We start from the raw sequence: 14,851 nt of genomic DNA on the forward strand, positions 1-14,851 counted from the left end.
GGGTCGCCTGGTGGGTGGGCCGGCCCGATGATTGGTGCCTGGGCGCAACGGCGGCGACATCGTGTCCGGAGGTGCGAGCCGGCTCGCGGCGGCCGAGCTTGCTGCCGCTGCCAGCGCTCGCCAGGTGGAGCACGCGGTCCCGCAGCACGACAGGGGGTGACTGCTTGGCCCTCCGGCACCCCGAAGGCCCGCAAAAGCGGTCACCTGCCTCGCGCGGGCGCTCGGGGAGCTCCCACCTCAGCGTTACTTGACATAATGTACATTATCGAATGTGCATTGTTCGGTGCTTAGGCATGCTTCGCGCCTTCGTTCTCCGCAGCGATCCCTTGAGGGCCGCCGTTCTCACCTCCGGCCCGAGGCGCTGCGTAGGCACATTCCGGCGTCGCCGCGTCCCTGACGAGCGCGGCGACGCACAGTAGGTCTCGCGCACGGAAGTACGCTGGCGCATCCTCGTCGTGAAGCCGCCCGCCGGCACGCTGCCGCACCTGCTGTACCGCGTCATCGAGTCGCCGCTGCTGCTCGGCGGTCAAGGGCCCGCCGCTGGCCAGGCAGGCGGACACCGAGCTGCCGATCTCCCGCGCGCCCGGGTCGTTGCCCGCGAGCAGCTCGGGCAGCCGGCTGCGCCGCCAGTAGCTCAGCGCGTGCAGTGCCGCTCGCTGGGCAGCTCCGTACCAGATCGGCGGGCCCAGGTTGGGGTTTCGATCAGCGCGCCCCGGTGTCCGGTGGCCGAGCTGCTTCGCGGTGCGGCGTTCGGCGGCGTACCGCTGTAGATCCTCGTGCCGGAGGCGGCGGCTCGCCGCGAGATGCTCCAGCGCCCGAAGCAGCGCCGCTTCGTCACGCCTGAACGGTCCGGCCAGCTCTTCGAGGAAGCTCAGTGTCGCCTCGAAGCCGACTGGGCGGTACAGCTGCACGCACGAGCGTAGTGCCGAGACCCGGCGCTGGTACGGCAGCGCCGGGTCTCGGACGCGGCGGGCGAAGGCGCTGAAGCTCACGGGCCGAGAGTAGAGGCGCCGATCGACAGTGGCGTTGACCGCCGCCTCTCCCCTGTGCTGCCGTCCGGCGGTCAGGCGCCGACGTAGTCGGCCAGGTGTTCGCCCGTGAGCGTCGACCGGGCCGCCACGAGATCCGCCGGGGTGCCCTCGTACACGATCCGGCCGCCGTCGTGTCCGGCGCCCGGACCGAGGTCGATGATCCAGTCGGCGTGCGCCATGACGGCTTGGTGGTGCTCGATCACGATGACGGACTTCCCCGTGTCGACGAGCCGGTCGAGCAGGCCGAGCAGTTGGGCGACGTCGGCCAGGTGCAGGCCGGTGGTGGGTTCGTCGAGGACGTACACGCCGCCCTTGTCCCCCATCCGGGTGGCGAGCTTGAGCCGCTGCCGTTCGCCGCCGGACAGCGTGGTGAGGGGCTGACCGAGCGTGAGGTAGCCGAGGCCGACGTCGGCGAGCCGGTCGAGGATGGTGTGGGCGGCCGGGGTGCGGGCCTCGCCGTCGCTGAAGAACGTCTCGGCTTCGTCGACGGACATGGCGAGGACCTCGCTGATGTCGCGTCCGCCGAGGTGGTAGTCGAGGACGGCGGGCTGGAAGCGCTTGCCTTCGCAGTCCTCGCAGGTGCTGGCGACGCCGGCCATCATGCCGAGGTCGGTGTAGATGACGCCGGCGCCGTTGCAGGTCGGGCAGGCGCCTTCGGAGTTGGCGCTGAACAGGGCGGGTTTGACGCCGTTGGCCTTGGCGAAGGCCTTGCGGATGGGGTCGAGCAGGCCGGTGTAGGTGGCGGGGTTGCTGCGGCGGGAGCCGCGGATGGCGGTCTGGTCGACGCTGACGACGTCCTCGCGTTTGGCCAGTGAGCCGTGGATGAGGCTGCTCTTGCCGGAGCCGGCGACGCCGGTGACGACGACCAGGACGCCCAGGGGGATGTCGACGTCGACGTCGCGCAGGTTGTGGGTGCGGGCGCCGCGGATCGGCAGGGTGCCGGTGGGCGTACGCAGTTTGTCCTTGAGGGTGGCGCGGTCGTCGAGGTGGCGGCCGGTGGTGGTGTCGCTGGCGCGCAGGCCGGCGACTGTGCCTTCGTAGCAGATGGTGCCGCCGGCGGTGCCGGCGCCGGGGCCGAGGTCGACGACGTGGTCGGCGATGGCGATGGTCTCGGGTTTGTGTTCGACGACGAGGACGGTGTTGCCCTTGTCGCGGAGTTGGAGCAGGAGGTTGTTCATGCGGGCGATGTCGTGCGGGTGCAGGCCGATTGTGGGTTCGTCGAAGACGTAGGTGACGTCGGTGAGGGACGAGCCGAGGTGGCGGATCATCTTGGTGCGCTGGGCCTCGCCGCCGGAGAGGGTGCCGGCGGGGCGGTCGAGGCTGAGGTAGCCGAGGCCGATCTCGACGAAGGAGTCGAGGGTGTCCCCCAGTGCCTTGAGCAGCGGGCCCACGGAGGGTTGGTGCAGGTCGCGTACCCAGGTGGCGAGGTCGCTGATCTGCATGGCGCAGGCGTCGGCGATGTTGATGCCGTTGATCTTCGAGGAGCGGGCTTCGGGGGCGAGCCGGGTGCCGTCGCAGTCGGGGCAGGTGGTGAACGTGACGGCGCGTTCGACGAAGGCGCGGATGTGGGGCTGCATGGCGTCGACGTCCTTGGCGAGCATCGACTTGCTGATGGCGGGGATGAGGCCGGTGTAGGTGACGTTGATGCCGTCGACCTTGATCTTCGTGGGCTCCTTGTGGAGCAGGTCGTCGAGTTCGCGTCTGGTGTAGTCGCGGATGGGCTTGTCGGGGTCGAACAGGCCGCTGGAGCGGAAGGTGCGGCTGTACCAGCCGTCCATGCTGTAGCCGGGGATGGTGATGGCGCCCTCGTTGAGGGAGCGCTTCTCGTCGTAGAGGACGGTGAGGTCGAAGTCGGTGACGGCGCCGCGGCCCTCGCAGCGGGGGCACATGCCGCCGAGGCGGTTGAAGGTGCCCTTCTTGGTCTGGGTCTTGCCGGGGCCGCGGTCGACGGTGATGGCGCCGGCGGCGCGTACGGAGGGGACGTTGAAGGAGTAGGCGTTGGGTGGGCCGATGTGGGGGTCGCCGAGGCGGCTGAACAGGATGCGCAGCATGGCGTTGACGTCGGTGGCGGTGCCGACTGTGGAGCGGGGGTCGGCGCCCATGCGTTCCTGGTCGACGATGATGGCGGTGGTGAGGCCTTCGAGGATGTCGACCTCGGGGCGGGACAGGGTGGGCATGAAGCCCTGGACGAAGGCGCTGTAGGTCTCGTTGATGAGGCGCTGGGACTCGGCGGCGATGGTGCCGAAGACCAGTGAGCTCTTGCCGGAGCCGGAGACGCCGGTGAACACGGTGAGGCGGCGTTTGGGTATCTCGACGTCGACGTTGCGCAGGTTGTTCTCGCGGGCGCCGTGGACGCGGATGATGTCGTGGCTGTCGGCGTGGTGCAGGCCGGTGGTGGCCTTGCTCATGGTCTCTCCGTCCGGTGGTGCGGGTGTCAGTCGAGCCAGCGGCCGTCGCGCATCAGGGTGCGGCCGGGTAGCTCGTCGGCTTCGCGCCAGGCTTGTATGCGGTGTGGCGTGATGCGGTACCAGCGGTAGGGCGTGGTCAGGGTACGGGGGTCGAAGCCGGTTCGGGTGGCGAAGCGGTCGCCTCGGCCGGTGGGCAGGGCGTCGAGGGCGAGGGTTTCGACATCGCCGTCGATCATGGTGACGTCGCGGGTGGGGCCGAGGCCGACGCGGGCGCGGCCGCCGGCGAGGTTGCGGCCGGTGGGGCTGTCGGCCGGGGTGGCGACGAGCAGTGTGTGGCCGTCCCAGTCGAAGGACAGGGGCACGAGGTACGGGGTGCCGTCGGGTTCGGCGGTGGCGACCCAGCAGTCGACGTCGTTTTCGAGGCGGTGGGTGGTGTCGTTGCGGCGGCGGGCGCGGGTGCGGGGTGCGTCGGTCATGGGGTGGGTCAGCGCCGCTCGTTGATGCGGATGAGGTTGCCGGTGGGGTCGCGGAAGGCGCAGTCGCGGACGCCGTAGGGCTGTTCGGTGGGTTCCTGGACGACGTCGGCGCCGGAGGCCTGGAGGCGGTCGAACAGGCCGTCGAGGTCGTCGGTGGCGAGGGTGAGCGCGCCGTAGCTGCCCTTGGCGATGAGTTCGAGGATGGTGCGGCGTTCGTCGTCGGTGATGCCGGGGTCGGCGGCCGGTGGGTGCAGGACGATGCCGGTCTCGGGCTGGTTGGGTGGGCCGACGGTGAGCCAGCGCATGTTGTTGTAGCCGACGTCGTTGCGCAGTTCGAAGCCGAGGGTGTCGCGGTAGAAGGCGAGGGCGGCGTCGGCGTCGGTGTGGGGCAGGAAGGCGTAGTGAATGGTGATCGTCATGGTGGTCACGCTAGTGGTGGTCGGCCGGTGCGGGCTTCTCGATTCCTGATCGGTCGGGTCGCCTGTTTGGTCAGGCACGGGGGTGGTTCGGCGGTGTCGGGTGCGTGGCGGGCGCGGTAGGCGCTGGGTGGTTCGCCGACGAGTTCGGTGAAGCGGGTGCTGAAGGTGCCCAGGGACTGGCAGCCGACGGCGAAGCAGACGTCGGTGACGCTGAGGTCGCCGCGGCGCAGCAGGGCCATGGCGCGTTCGATGCGGCGGGTCATGAGGTACGCGTACGGGGATTCGCCGTAGGTCTGGCGGAACTGCCGGCTGAGGTGGCCGGCGGACATGTGTTCGCCGCGGGCGAGGGCTTCGACGTCGAGGGGTTTGGCGTATTCGCGGTCGATGCGGTCGCGGACGCGGCGCAGCCGGGTGAGGTCGCGCAGCCGTTGGGCGAACGCGGGGTCGTCGGTTGCCGGGTGCGGTGGCACGTCCGCATCCTGCCTGGTGGGCGGTGGGGTCGTCCACCTGTTCGAGCGGCGAGTCGCCGCGCGGGTGCACCCGCGCGGCAGGTGCACCCGCGCTGTCGGTCAGCGCAGCCGGCGGGCGGTGAAGCGGGTGGGTGGGTCGGCGATGGCGTCCTGGGCGGCGACGAGTTGCAGTTCGCGGGTGCCGGCTTCGAGGGTCGCCTCGAGTACCGCGTAGATCGAGTTGGTGGTGCGTTCCAGTGCGGTCTTCGGTGAGCCGGTGGTGGCGAGGTGGGCGAGGTAGAGGGCGGCGGTGACGTCGCCGCCGCCGTTGGGGGCGATCGGCAGCAGCGGGGTGGTGACGGCCCAGGCGCCGTCGTCGGAGACGGCGACGACTTCCAGGTGGCCGGCGGGCAGGTCGCCGTGCAGGACGCTGGTGACCAGGACGTGCCGGGGGCCGGTGGCGCGGACGGTGTCGACGGCGGCGAGCAGGTCGTCGACGGTGTCGGTGGTGCGGCCGGCGAGGAATTCCAGCTCGAACTGGTTGGGGGTGACGATGTCGGCGCGCGGGACGACTGTGTCGCGGAGGTATTCGGGGATGCCGGGGCGGACGAACATGCCGCGGCCGACGTCGCCCATGACCGGGTCGCAGCAGTAGAGGGCGGCCGGGTTGGCGGCCTTGACGCGGGCGACGGCGTCGAGGATGACGGCGCCGACGGCGGGGTCGCCCTGGTAGCCGGAGAGGACGGCGTCGGCGGTGCCGAGCACGCCGCGGTCCTCGATGCCGGCGATGACGTCGGCGACGTCGGTGGGGGCGAGCAGGGGGCCGCGCCAGGCGCCGTAGCCGGTGTGGTTGGAGAAGTGCACGGTCAGGACCGGCCAGACCTCGTGGCGGAGGCGTTGCAGCGGGAACACGGCGGCGGAGTTGCCGACGTGGCCGTAGGCGACCGACGACTGGATGGACAGGATCTTCACCCGGTCATCGTCGCATCCCGGGCCGGGGATGACTGCCGGTGGTGGGGTGATGACGGGCCGGGACGGCGGTGACCGTTCGGCGCAGCGTTTCGGCCGTCCGGCGCGGGGCGGGTTTGGGTGCAGCGTGCGGCAGGGGCATGAACCGGGGTGTTCTCGCCATCCGGACGGAGGAAGCACTGATGCTTTCCGCACTCGATCGTCGGCACACCGTCGCGCCGCCGGGGTACAGCCGTTGGCTGATTCCTCCGGCGGCGCTGGCGATCCATCTGTGCATCGGGCAGGTCTACGCCACGAGCGTGTACAAGAACTCCCTGATCGCGCATTTCGACACCGGTCAGACGGCGATCGGGGTGATCTTCAGTATCGCGATCGTGATGCTGGGGTTGTCGGCCGCGGTGGCCGGTACGTGGGTGGAGGCGAACGGGCCGCGTAAGGCGATGTTCGTCTCGGCGTGTTTCTGGGCGGCGGGGTTCCTGGTGGGGGCGCTGGGTATCGCGACCGGGCAGCTGTGGCTGCTGTATCTGGGGTACGGGGTGCTGGGCGGGATCGGTCTGGGGATCGGGTACATCTCCCCCGTCTCCACGTTGATCAAGTGGTTCCCGGACCGGCCGGGTCTGGCGACCGGCTTGGCGATCATGGGGTTCGGTGGCGGGGCGATGGTGGCCTCTCCCCTGTCCCGGCAGCTGCTGTCGTTCTACGACCCGGCCTACGACCCGGCGAACAGCGGTTCCACGGCGTCGGGGCCGGCGCTGGTGTGGTTGTTCGTGACGCTCGGCGTCGGCTACTTCGTGATCATGATGTTCGGGGTGTTCAACGTGCGGGTGCCGGCGCCGGACTGGCGGCCGGCCGGGTTCGACCCGGCTCGGGTGGCGGACAAGCCGCTGGTGACGACAGCGAACGTGTCGGCGGCCAACGCGGTCAGGACGCGGTCGTTCTGGCTGCTGTGGGTGGTGCTGTTCTGCAACGTGACGGCGGGTATCGGCATCCTGGAGCAGGCCAGCCCGATGATCCAGGACTTCTTCCGCGAGGGTGGCACGTCGGCGGTGTCGGTGGCGGCGGCCGGCGGGTTCGTGGGGCTGTTGTCGCTGTTCAACATGGCGGGCCGGTTCGTGTGGTCGTCCACGTCGGATGTGATCGGCCGCAAGCCGATCTACATGGTGTACCTGGGTGTGGGCATGGTGCTGTACCTGCTGCTGGCGCTGGTGGGGCAGACCGCGACGGCGTTGTTCGTGCTGCTGGCGTGCGTGATCCTGTCGTTCTACGGCGGCGGGTTCGCCACCGTGCCGGCGTACCTGCGGGACCTGTTCGGCACGTTCGAGGTGGGCGCGATCCACGGCCGGCTGCTGACCGCGTGGTCGGCGGCGGGCGTGGCCGGGCCGCTGATCGTCAACGCGTTCCTCGACGCGCAGGGCGAGCCGGGCACGTTGACCGCGGCGGCGTACCGGCCGGCGCTGTTCACGATGGTCGGCGTGCTGGCGGTGGGTCTGGTGGCGAACCTGCTGGTGCGGCCGGTGCCGCAGCGTTACCACGAGCCCGCGTCCGGGCGGGACGAGACGGGACCGGGGCAGCCGGTGACGGCGGAGAGGAGCGGATCGTGAACGAGCGGACCGGTGGCGGGCAGCGGGCCCGTCTGGTGGTGTCGTGGCTGGTGGTGTCGGCGCTGCTGGGCTACGGCGTGGTGCAGACGCTGATCACGGCGGCGAAGCTGTTCACCCAGTAGGAGACGCGACGCGGCGGCCCGGGGGTGGAGATCCCCGGGCTGCCGCCGGGTCAGAGACCGCCGCCGACGCGCAGGACCGCGCCCGTTGTGTACGAGGCGTCCGGGCCGAGCAGGTACGCGATCGCGCCGGCGACCTCCTCGGGTTCCCCTGCGCGGCCCATCGGGATCCGGCCCGCGGCGGTGTCGGGCCGGTCGGGCACGCCGGAGCGGGCGTGGATGGTGGTGCGGATGATCCCGGGGGCGACGGCGTTGACGCGGACACCGTGCGGCGCGAGTTCCTTGGCCAGCCCGACGGTGAGGGTGTCGGTGGCGGCCTTGACGGCGGCGTAGTGCACGTACTCGCCGGGTGAGCCGAGCGTCGCGGCCACGGAGGAGACGTTGACGATGGCGCCGCCGCGGGTGAGCCGCCGGGCCGCCTGCTGGGCGCACAGCACGTACCCGATGAGGTTGACGTCGACGACCTCGCGCAGGTCGTCGACGCGCAGGTCGGTGAACGGGCCGATCGGGCTGGTGACGCCGGCGTTGTTGACCAGGCCGGTGAGCGGGCCGAGCCGGTCGGCGGCGTCGAAGATGCGGCGTACCTGGTCGGGGTCGGTGGTGTCGGCGGCGACGGTGACCGCGCGGCGGCCGGCGGCGCGCACGTCGGCAGCCACGGATTCGGCGGCGGTGTGGTCGGTGCGGTAGCCGATGACCAGGTCGTGGCCGTCGGCGGCGAGCCGGCGGGCGGTGGCCGCGCCGATGCCGCGTCCTCCCCCGGTGACGATGGTGACGGAGGTCAATGCCCTTCTCCCCTGCCTTGCGGTGGGGGCGACGTTACCGTGGGCGGGACCATCCGGGGTGGAGAGGACTGTCACATGGGGCGCGCGTTGGTGCTGGGTGGCGGCGGGGTGACCGGGGTGGCCTGGGAGCTGGGTCTGCTGGCCGGGCTGGCCGGGCACGGCCTGCGGTTGGACGAGGCGGACCTGGTGGTGGGTACGTCGGCCGGGTCGGTGGTGGGGGCGCAGGTGCGTTCGGGTACGCCGCCGGCGCGGTTGTACGAGGCGCAGCTGCGGCCGCCCCGCGACGAGGTGCCGGCCCGGCTCGGGACGGGCGTGCTGTTGCGCTGGGCGTGGGCCGGTGGGCGGGGCCGGGACGCGGCGCGGGCCCGGGCACGTATCGGCGCGATGGCGTTGTCGGCGCGTACCCCGTCGGAGCAGTCACGGCGGGCGGTGATCGCGGCGCGGCTGCCGTCGCCGGACTGGCCGGCGGCGCGGCTGCTGGTCACCGCCGTGGACGCGGCCTCCGGCGAGTTCGTGGTGTTCGACGCGGACAGCGGGGTGCCGCTGGTGGACGCGGTCGGCGCGAGTTGCGCGGTGCCGGGGGTGTGGCCGCCGGTCACAGTCGGCGGCCGGCGCTACGTCGACGGCGGGGTCCGCTCGCCGGTGAACGCGGACCTGGCGGCCGGGTGCGGGCAGGTGGTGGTCCTGGCGCCGACGCGCGCGGCGGTGGGGCCGATGCCGCGGCTGTCGGCGCAGGTGGCGGCGTTGCGGGAGGCGGGGGCGCGGGTGGCAGTGGTGTCGCCGGACCGGGCGGCGCGGACGGCGATCGGCCGCAACGTGCTGGATCCGGCGCGGCGGGCGGCGTCGGCGCGGGCCGGGTTCGCCCAGGCCGACGCGGTGGCCGACGAGGTGGCAGCGGTGTGGCGCTGACCGAGGGCGTGCAGCACGGCGTCTCCTGACCGGCGCCGCAGCTCAGGAGACGCCGGTCAGGCGGCTCAGGCGCCGGTTGAGGTAGCGCTGTTCGGGCAGGCTTCCGGTCAGCCGCGCGGCCAGCCGGTAGTGCTCGGCGGCGGCCTGTGGGTCGCCGTGGAGTTCCAGCAGGTGCGCGCGGACGGCGTGCAGCCGGTGGTGGCCGCGCATCGCCGGGTCGGCCAGCAGCGGGTCGAGCAGCGCCAGCCCGACGGCGGGGCCGTGCGCCATGGCCACCGCGACGGCCTGGTTGAGCGTGACGAACGGGCTGGGGGCGACCCGGCTCAGCATGTCGTAGAGGACGCTGATCTGCAGCCAGTCGGTGTCCGGGAAGGCCGGTGCCTCGGCGTGCACGGCGGCGATGGCCGCCTGGAGCTGGTAGCGGCCCACCGGGCCGTGGGGCAGGGCCCGGCCGAGCAGCGTGACGCCCTCGTCGATGAGGTCGCCGCGCCAGCGGGAGCGGTCCTGGTCGGCCAGCGGCACGAGGTCACCGGCGGCGTCGGTGCGGGCGGGCGACCGGGCGTGGGTGAGCAGCATCAGCGCCAGCGCGCCGGTGACCTCGTGGTGGCCGGGCAGCGCGGCGTGGACCTGCCGGGTGAGCCGGATCGCCTCCTCGGCGAGTTCGACGTCGAGGAGCTGGTCGCCGGAGGTGCGGGTGTAGCCCTCGCTGAACACCAGGTGGCACACGTCCAGCACGGCGGCCACCCGGCCGGGCAGCGCGTCCGGCGGCGGCATGGTGAACCGGGCGCCCGCCTCGCGCAGCGTCGCGCGGGCCCGGCTCAGCCGCTGGGTCATGGTCCGGGCCGGCACCAGGTAGGCGGCGGCGATCTGCTCCACGCGCAGTCCCGCGACCGCGCGCAGGGTCAGCGCGACCTGGGAGGGGCGGCTCAGCGCCGGGTGGCAGCACAGGAACAGCAGCCGCAGCGTGTCGTCGGCGCCGGTCACGGGCGTGTCGTCGACGGGCGGCACGACGCCGGCGCCGGGTTGCCGGACCGCGTCGAGCCGCTCGCGGCGGCTGCGGGCCTCCTCGGCGCGCATCCGGTCGATCAGCCGCCGCGCGGCGACCCGGATGAGCCAGGCCCGCGGTTCGTCGGGCACGCCGGTGAGCGGCCACCGGGCGGCGGCCGCCTCCGCCGCGTCCTGCAGGGCGTCCTCACAGGCGTCGGGTTGCCTGTAGCGGCGCAGCAGCGCGGCGCGGACGTGCGGCGCCTCCCGGCGCCACACGTCCGCGAGGGGCGGGGCGTTACTGATCGGACCCGCCCGGCCACATCAGGGGCCGCAGCTCGACGGTCTCCCCCGGGCCGGCGAACTTCGCGGCGACGGCGTCGGCGCGGGCCTGGTCCTCGACGTCGACGAGGAAGAAACCGGCGAGGTGTTCCTTCGCCTCAGAGTACGGGCCGTCGGTCGCCAGCGGCGCGCCGTCGCGCCACCGGTAGAGCCGGGCGGTGCGGGGGTCGCCGAGCGCCTCGCCGACGACCAGTTCCCCGTTGGCGTGCAGCTCGGTCATCACCTGCTCGAAGTCGGCGTTGAGCCGGTCGCGTACCTCGGCGGGCAGCTCCTGGTGGGCGGCGAGGTATTCGGAGGTGGGGTGGCCCCACGGCTCCGGGTTGGAGTGGATCATGATCACGTACTTCACTGTCGGTCCTTCGCGTCGTGCGGCGGTGCCTCCCCGCCGCTCGCCGGGTACGACGGAGCGGGATCGCCGATGTCTACATATCCTCGCGTCATGAGTGACGCGGTGGGTGTCGGTGACCTGGTCGAGGATTTCACGCTGCCGGACGAGACGGGCACGCCACGGCGGCTGTCGGAGTTCCTGGCCGCCGGTCCGGTGGTGCTGTTCTTCTACCCGGCGGCGATGACGCGGGGCTGCACAGCGGAGAGCTGCCACTTCCGGGATCTGGCGGCGGAGTTCGCGGCGGTGGGCGCGTCTCGGGTGGGGATCAGCCGGGATCCGGTGCAGCGGCAGGCGGAGTTCTCCCGCCGGCACGGGTTCGACTATCCGCTGCTGTCCGACGTCGACGGCGAGGTGGCGCGGGCGTTCGGGGTGCGGCGGCGGCTGCCGCTGGGCGCGCTGAGCACCCGGCGGATGACGTTCGTGATCGGCACGGACCGGCGGGTGCTCGCAGTGGTGCACAGCGAGCTGAGCATGAACGAGCACGCCGACGCGGCGCTGCGGGCCCTCGGGGGCTGATCATCGCGGTGTCGCAGCCGGCTGGTATCAAGGCTGCGTCAAACAGGTGTACGGAAGAGGGCGTGATGGCGGGTCAGGGTTTGTCCACTGACGAGGTTCAGGGGATCCGGGAGGCGCTGGCCGCGGGCCGCAAGCCCCGGGTGGTGTTCACCGAGGCGGCCGGGCAGATGGCCGGGCAGCTCGGGCAGGTGGTGGAGCTGACCGACCCGGCGGCGTCGGAGGAGTTCGTGGTGGTGCGGTTCGGCCGCGACGAGCTGCCGTTCTCCCCCGCCGACGTGGCGATCGCCCCGAAGGGTGCCGGGCGGCGTCCGGCCGCCGAGGCGAAGCCGGAACCGGAGCAGCCGCCGGCCGCGCCGGAGCCGGAGTTCGTGCTGGACACGCCGCGGGTGCCGGCGCCGCGGCGGGAGGAGCCGAAGGCCGAGCAGCCGCAGGCGGAACCGAAGCCGGCGAAGCGGGTCGTGAAGGCCGCCAAGCCGAAGACCCCGCCGGGGCTGACCGTCACGCTGGCCTACGCCGAGGGCGAGTGGACGGTGGCCGCGCAGCAGGGCACGAAGGCGCTGGCCCGGCCGTACGTGGTGAAGCCGGCCGAGGCGCTGCGGATGGTGGCGCTGGTCGACGTTCCCGGGGTGCAGGAGGCGGTGGAGCAGATCCTGGCCGCCGAGCGGGCCGAGGCCGAGCAGCAGGCGGAGAAGCTGCGCGCCGAGCTGGCCGAGATCGAGGCGCGGCTGGCGGAGCTGCGCGAGGCGCGCTGACCCCGGAACGCCCCGCGGGGCCGGTGCGACCCCCTCGCACCGGCCCCGCGCCCCTGCGCCCACAGGTCGATCAGTGTTGCGGAATGTTCTGTACCCCGATCCGGCGGCGGAACACCCAGTACGTCCAACCTTGGTACGCCAGCACGATCGGCGTGAACACCACAGCCACCCAGGTCATGATCTTCAAGGTGTACGGGGTGGACGCGGCGTTGGTGGCGGTGAGCGTGCCGGCCGCGTCGAGGGTGGACGGCATCACGTTCGGGAACAGCGCGGCGAACAGCGTCGCCACGGCCAGCGCGATCGCCACGGCGGTGCCGGTGAACGCCCAGCCCTCCCGGCGTACCTTGGCCGCGGCCAGGCCGCCGAGCAGGGCGAGGGCGGCGCCGACGGCGAGCACGACGGCGGCGGCGCTGGAGCGGATGCTCAGCGACCAGCTCAGGAACGCCACGGCGGCCACGGCGGTGCCGACGCCGAGCTTCACGGCGAGGGCGCCGGCGCGCTCCCGGATGTCACCGGTGGTCTTGAGCGCCAGGAACACCGCGCCGTGGGTGAGGAACAGCCCCAGCGTGGTCAGGCCGCCGAGCAGCGCGTACGGGTTGAGCAGGTCGAGCAGGCCGCCGACGTACTCGTGGTCGGCGTCCAGCGGCACGCCGCGGAAGATGTTGGCGAACGCCACGCCCCACAGCACGGCCGGGATCGCCGAGCCCCAGAAGATGGCCTGGTCCCAGCGGCGCTTCCAGGACGCCTCGGGCCGCTTGTGGCGGTACTCGAAGGCGACGCCGCGGGCGATCAGGGCCAGCAGGATGAGCAGCAGCGGCAGGTAGAAGCCGGAGAACAGGGTGGCGTACCACTCGGGGAAGGCGGCGAACATGGCGCCGCCGGCGGTGATCAGCCACACCTCGTTGCCGTCCCAGACCGGGCCGATGGTGTTGATCAGGACGCGGCGCTGCCTGTCGTCGCGGCCGAGCACCGGCAGCAGCATCCCGACGCCGAAGTCGAAGCCTTCGAGGATGAAGTAGCCGGTGAAGAGCACTGCTACGAGGAGAAACCAGACGGTCGTCAGTTCCACGGTTGGGCTCCGGGGTGTCAGTAGGCGAACGCCAGCGGGCGCTCGGCGTCGTCGGTGTCGTCGTCGTCGGACTGGGGGGTGACGTCCGGTACGCCGGCGCGGGCGTAGCGGACCAGCAGTTTGAACTCGACCACCGCGAGGACGGCGTAGATGAGGGTGAACGCGGTGAACGAGGTGAGCACCTCGGTCAGGGAGACGCTGCGGGACACGCCGTCGCGGGTGAGCATCTCGCCGAAGACGATCCACGGCTGGCGGCCCATCTCGGTGAAGATCCAACCGAAGGAGTTGGCCAGCAGCGGCAGCACGGGCATGACCAGGCCGGCCCGCAGCAGCCACTTGCTGGTGGGGGTGCGGCCCTTGCGCTGGCTCCACAGCACCAGCAGCGCGATCGCGGCGGCGGCCAGCCCGAAGCCGATCATGAAGCGGAAGCTCCAGTAGGTGACCGGGATGATCGGGGCGTAGTTGCCGGGGCCGTACTGGCTGGCGTACTGGGCCTGGAGGTCGTTGATGCCCTGCACGGTGCCGTTGGGGTCGCCGGTGCCGAGGAACGACAGCAGGTACGGGATCTTGAGAGCGAAGATCTCGCGGCTGCCGTCGAGGCTGCCGACGGTGAGCACGGAGAACGAGGCGGGGCTCTCGGTGGTGTAGAGGCCCTCGGCGGCGGCCATCTTCATCGGCTGCACCTCGGTCATGATCTTGCCCTGGATGTCGCCGGTGAGGATGACCAGCGCCGAGGAGATCAGGACGACCCAGGAGCCGAGCTTGGTGGCGAAGCGGTACGCACCGGTGTCGGCGCTGTCGCGGTTGCGCATCACGTGCCACAGGCCGACGGTGACCATCAGCGACCCGGCGACCAGGAACGCGCCGGCCAGGGTGTGCGGGAAGGTGACCAGGGCGACCTTGTTGGTGAGCACGGCGACGAAGTCCGTCAGCTCGGCACGGCCACTCTCCGGGTTGATCCGGAACCCGACCGGGTTCTGCATGAACGAGTTGGCGGCGAGGATGAAGTACGCCGACAGGTTGGTGCCGATCGCGGCGGCCCAGATCGCGGCCAGGTGCAGGCGCTTGGGCAGCCGGTCCCAGCCGAAGATCCACAGGCCGATGAACGTGGATTCGAGGAAGAACGCCACCAGGGCCTCGATGGCCAGCGGCGCGCCGAAGATGTCACCGACGAAGCGGGAGTAGTCACTCCAGTTCATGCCGAACTGGAACTCCTGCACGATGCCGGTGACCACACCCATCGCGAAGTTGATCAGAAAGAGCTTGCCGTAGAACTTGGTGAGTTTGAGGTACCGCTCGTTGCCGGTGCGGTGCCACATGGTCTGGAGGATCGCCACCAGCACGGACAGGCCGATGGTCAACGGCACGAACAAGAAGTGGTAGACGGTGGTGACACCGAACTGCCAGCGGGCGACGTCCAACGCGTCCACCTGAAACCCCCAGCTGCGCATACTACGAGACGTAGTAGATACTACTCGGCGTCGTAGCGAAAGCAGCAGGGCCGCAGGGCCCCACCCGGCCCGGGACCAATGACCCTGATCACCTTGCCGGAGGACCTGCGGTCCCGGGATCACCCTCGCCGGAGGACCCCCACCGGCTCCCCCCGCTGTGCCCGCGCGTGGGAACATCCAGCACTG

Annotated in this window: 16 protein-coding genes; 5 read left to right on the forward strand and 11 right to left on the reverse strand. The window is 71.8% G+C overall.

What is annotated here, in order from left to right; translation table 11 throughout:
• Window positions 1–287: 287 nt before the first annotated feature.
• The 6 genes from FHX31_RS14120 to pdxY form a co-directional block, all read right to left on the reverse strand.
• Window positions 288–992 carry a hypothetical protein gene (locus tag FHX31_RS14120; RefSeq protein ID WP_184976416.1) on the reverse strand — a complete coding sequence of 235 codons (705 nt, stop codon included), beginning with the start codon at window positions 990–992 and terminating at the stop codon, window positions 288–290.
• A 71-nt stretch (window positions 993–1,063) separates the two neighbouring features.
• On the reverse strand, window positions 1,064–3,439 hold the full coding sequence (locus tag FHX31_RS14125) for an ATP-binding cassette domain-containing protein (RefSeq protein ID WP_184976418.1): 2,376 nt from the start codon (window positions 3,437–3,439) through the stop codon (window positions 1,064–1,066).
• A gap of 26 nt (window positions 3,440–3,465) precedes the next feature.
• The gene (locus tag FHX31_RS14130) at window positions 3,466–3,915 is read right to left on the reverse strand and encodes a pyridoxamine 5'-phosphate oxidase family protein (protein ID WP_013286350.1); all 450 of its coding nucleotides are present in this window, start codon (window positions 3,913–3,915) and stop codon (window positions 3,466–3,468) included.
• Window positions 3,916–3,923: 8 nt separating this feature from the next.
• Window positions 3,924–4,334 (reverse strand): VOC family protein, encoded by a 411-nt coding sequence (locus tag FHX31_RS14135; protein ID WP_013286349.1) that lies wholly within the window; start codon window positions 4,332–4,334, stop codon window positions 3,924–3,926.
• Between the two features lie 5 nt (window positions 4,335–4,339).
• Window positions 4,340–4,804, reverse strand: a complete 465-nt coding sequence (locus FHX31_RS14140) for a helix-turn-helix transcriptional regulator (protein ID WP_013286348.1) — start codon at window positions 4,802–4,804, stop codon at window positions 4,340–4,342.
• A 99-nt stretch (window positions 4,805–4,903) separates the two neighbouring features.
• Window positions 4,904–5,755 carry a pyridoxal kinase PdxY gene (gene pdxY / locus FHX31_RS14145; protein WP_013286347.1) on the reverse strand — a complete coding sequence of 284 codons (852 nt, stop codon included), beginning with the start codon at window positions 5,753–5,755 and terminating at the stop codon, window positions 4,904–4,906.
• Between the two features lie 179 nt (window positions 5,756–5,934).
• Between pdxY and FHX31_RS14150 the strand changes: the two genes are divergently transcribed.
• The gene (locus FHX31_RS14150; RefSeq protein WP_013476779.1) at window positions 5,935–7,353 is read left to right on the forward strand and encodes an OFA family MFS transporter; all 1,419 of its coding nucleotides are present in this window, start codon (window positions 5,935–5,937) and stop codon (window positions 7,351–7,353) included.
• Window positions 7,350–7,475 carry an MFS transporter small subunit gene (locus FHX31_RS32700; protein ID WP_013286345.1) on the forward strand — a complete coding sequence of 42 codons (126 nt, stop codon included), beginning with the start codon at window positions 7,350–7,352 and terminating at the stop codon, window positions 7,473–7,475. Before FHX31_RS14150 ends, FHX31_RS32700 begins: the two co-directional genes overlap by 4 nt.
• Window positions 7,476–7,525: 50 nt before the next feature.
• On the opposite strand, the gene FHX31_RS14155 is transcribed toward FHX31_RS32700, so the two are convergent.
• A complete protein-coding gene (locus tag FHX31_RS14155) occupies window positions 7,526–8,254 on the reverse strand; it encodes an SDR family NAD(P)-dependent oxidoreductase (protein WP_013286344.1) in 729 nt (242 codons plus the stop codon).
• A gap of 75 nt (window positions 8,255–8,329) precedes the next feature.
• On the opposite strand from FHX31_RS14155, the gene FHX31_RS14160 reads away from it, so the two are divergent.
• Window positions 8,330–9,163, forward strand: coding sequence for a patatin-like phospholipase family protein (locus tag FHX31_RS14160; RefSeq protein WP_030272247.1), 834 nt, complete (start codon window positions 8,330–8,332; stop codon window positions 9,161–9,163).
• 42 nt (window positions 9,164–9,205) lie between these two features.
• Here the strand turns inward: FHX31_RS14160 and FHX31_RS14165 are convergent, their stop codons facing one another.
• Window positions 9,206–10,426 (reverse strand): DUF6596 domain-containing protein, encoded by a 1,221-nt coding sequence (locus FHX31_RS14165; protein ID WP_184976420.1) that lies wholly within the window; start codon window positions 10,424–10,426, stop codon window positions 9,206–9,208.
• 19 nt (window positions 10,427–10,445) lie between these two features.
• Window positions 10,446–10,838, reverse strand: a complete 393-nt coding sequence (locus tag FHX31_RS14170) for a YciI family protein (protein ID WP_013476782.1) — start codon at window positions 10,836–10,838, stop codon at window positions 10,446–10,448.
• A 90-nt stretch (window positions 10,839–10,928) separates the two neighbouring features.
• Here FHX31_RS14170 and FHX31_RS14175 point away from each other — a divergent pair, with 90 nt between their 5' ends.
• Both FHX31_RS14175 and FHX31_RS14180 read left to right on the forward strand, forming a co-directional pair.
• On the forward strand, window positions 10,929–11,393 hold the full coding sequence (locus FHX31_RS14175) for a peroxiredoxin (RefSeq protein ID WP_221488069.1): 465 nt from the start codon (window positions 10,929–10,931) through the stop codon (window positions 11,391–11,393).
• 65 nt (window positions 11,394–11,458) lie between these two features.
• Complete coding sequence (locus FHX31_RS14180; protein ID WP_013476783.1) at window positions 11,459–12,145, forward strand: hypothetical protein; 687 nt, start codon at window positions 11,459–11,461, stop codon at window positions 12,143–12,145.
• Between the two features lie 70 nt (window positions 12,146–12,215).
• On the opposite strand, the gene cydB is transcribed toward FHX31_RS14180, so the two are convergent.
• Window positions 12,216–13,214 carry a cytochrome d ubiquinol oxidase subunit II gene (gene cydB / locus FHX31_RS14185; protein WP_013286337.1) on the reverse strand — a complete coding sequence of 333 codons (999 nt, stop codon included), beginning with the start codon at window positions 13,212–13,214 and terminating at the stop codon, window positions 12,216–12,218.
• A gap of 17 nt (window positions 13,215–13,231) precedes the next feature.
• A complete protein-coding gene (locus FHX31_RS14190; RefSeq protein WP_184976422.1) occupies window positions 13,232–14,644 on the reverse strand; it encodes a cytochrome ubiquinol oxidase subunit I in 1,413 nt (470 codons plus the stop codon).
• Window positions 14,645–14,851 lie beyond the last annotated feature (207 nt).

The organism is Micromonospora sp. CNZ286 (genome assembly GCF_014207755.1).